A 1554-nucleotide genomic window follows, 5' to 3' on the forward strand; every position below is an offset into this window, starting at 1 on the left:
CGGGTCGACGGCCGGCTGCTCGGGCTCGGGCTCAGCACCGGCGCGAGCGGGCTCGTCGGGCCGGTGCGCGGCCCGCTCGGGATCAGGGGTGTCCGAACTCACCCGATGATCCTCTCAGGCGATGGTCGGCCGTGGGGCGGCGGTGGCGGTCAGCGGGCGAACGGCTCCAGCATCACCGCGGCGGCCTTGAGCCAGGCCTGCCGAGTCTCCGGCTGGAGCTGGTGGTACTCGATCGAGGAGCCGGTCTCCAGCGCCGGGTCGTACGGCACCACGGCGACGGCCCGGGTCCGGGTGGCGAAGTGCCGCTCCAGGTCGCTCTGCAGCGACGAGCGGCCCGGCGTCGGGCAGGAGATCAGGGTGACCGCGTTGTCGGCCAGCTCCCCCATCCCCACCTCGTGCAGCAGGTCGAGCATCCAGTCCGCGCTGAACGCGGCGTCCTCGCGCGGCACGGTGGTCACCACGAGCTGGTCGGCGGCCTGCATGACGGTACGCCAGTTCGGGCTCTCCACGTTGTTGCCGGTGTCCACGCAGACCACGTCGTGGGTGCGCCGCAGCAGCTCCAGCACCCGCTTGACGATGAACTGGTCCAGCCGCTGGGCGAACCGGGGGCTCTCCTCCCCGGCCAGCACGTCGTACGAGCCGTCGGAGGCGTGCCGCAGGTAGTCGTCGAGGTGGGCCAGCAGGGTCTCGCCCTCCAGGATCTCGATCTGGGCGAGGTCGCCGACCAGGTGCCGGATGGTCCGGGCGTGGCGGGCGCTGCCGGCGCGCAGGCCGAGGGTGCCGCGCAGCTCGTTGTCGTCCCAGGCGAGCACCCCGCGACCACGGACGCTGCCCACCGTGGCGGCGGCGAGGACGGTGGCGGTGGTCTTGTGCACGCCGCCCTTCGGGTTGGCGAAGGCGAGCACCCGTGGCGTGCCGAGCTCGCGGCGGAGCACCCCGGCCGCCCGGTCCACCTCGCTCTCCGGGGCGGGGGCCCGCCACTCGACGCGGGCCGGCTCGATCCGGGGCGGGTAGGACTCGGCGATCGCCGGCTGCTGGTACCCGGCCGGCGCCGGGGCCACCGGCTCCGGCGGCTGGTAGGCGGGCTCGGGCGGCTGGTACGTCTCCGGCCGGTAGCCGCCGTTGTCCAGCAGCGCGTAGCGGGACTCGACCGGCGGCGGCTCGTGCCGGTACCCGTTGTCCAGGACGGCGTACCGGGACTCCACGGAGGCGGACCCCCGGCGCGGCTCCCGGTCGGGGTAGCCCGGCTCGGGCTCCGCCCGGTACGGCGGCTCGGCCCGGTAGGCCGGTTCCGCGGCGTGGCCGGGCTCCGCCGGATAGGACGGCTCCGCCCGGTAGCGCGGCTCGGCCTGGTACCCGGGGTCGACGCGGTAGGCCGGCTCGACCCGGTAGGTCGCCTCGACGCGGTAGGCCGGCTCGGCGCCGTACGACAGCTCGGCGGGGTGCCCTATCGCCGGCGCCCTTGGAGTTGTTCGCGTGCACCAGGTCGATCCGGCCGGTGATCGCCTTGACCCGGTCGACCAGCCCCAGCAGGTCCTCGCCGCCGGCGTGGGC

At 75.3% G+C, this 1554-nt stretch carries 1 protein-coding gene and 1 pseudogene; both read right to left on the reverse strand.

The window, feature by feature from the left end; translation table 11 throughout:
• Positions 1-149 precede the first annotated feature (149 nt).
• Positions 150-1205 (reverse strand): MinD/ParA family protein, encoded by a 1056-nt coding sequence (locus tag JNW87_RS38575; RefSeq protein ID WP_375373612.1) that lies wholly within the window; start codon positions 1203-1205, stop codon positions 150-152.
• A 250-nt stretch (positions 1206-1455) separates the two neighbouring features.
• Positions 1456-1554: pseudogene (locus JNW87_RS41145) on the reverse strand (deoxyribonuclease IV); the annotation flags it as partial.

The organism is Micromonospora sp. ATA51 (assembly GCF_016802855.1).
Taxonomy (GTDB): Bacteria; Actinomycetota; Actinomycetes; order Mycobacteriales; family Micromonosporaceae; genus Micromonospora; species Micromonospora sicca.